The sequence below is a fragment of the Vibrio sp. 10N.222.49.C9 genome, assembly GCF_041474985.1.
In the GTDB taxonomy this organism is placed as follows: domain Bacteria; phylum Pseudomonadota; class Gammaproteobacteria; order Enterobacterales; family Vibrionaceae; genus Vibrio; species Vibrio crassostreae_C.
The window spans coordinates 1-335 of the sequence record NZ_JBFRVD010000881.1 but is presented as its reverse complement, the minus strand read 5'-3'; the positions used below and the strand labels follow the sequence as shown (position 1 = coordinate 335).

The window sequence follows — 335 nt, the reverse complement described above, 5'->3', positions numbered from 1 at the left end:
ATATCTCAAAGGGCGCGGCACGCTTAGTGGAGGTAGTGCAAAAATTTGAGCATGCATTTATGAAAACCCCTCCACAAGTATTATTGGTATCACCTGCTTGGGTATTTGAATCATCGACAACGATGGAGGGCTTTACTGGCGCAGAGGAGAAATCCAAACAACTTGCTCATTATTATCAGTTGCGCTCGCAGGAGCTAGGTTGTCATTTTCTCGATGCTGCTACTTTCATTAAACCTTGCGCCAAAGAGGGTATTCATTGGCCAGCCGATCAGCACAAAAAGTTTGCCCAAACGCTTTCCGAACTGGTGCCTAAACTAATGACTTGACCATTAGAT

Annotated in this window: 1 pseudogene; it reads left to right on the top strand. The window is 44.8% G+C overall.

Annotated elements, in window-relative coordinates:
- A pseudogene (locus AB4585_RS26055) lies at positions 1-326 on the top strand (G-D-S-L family lipolytic protein); the annotation flags it as partial.
- Positions 327-335 lie beyond the last annotated feature (9 nt).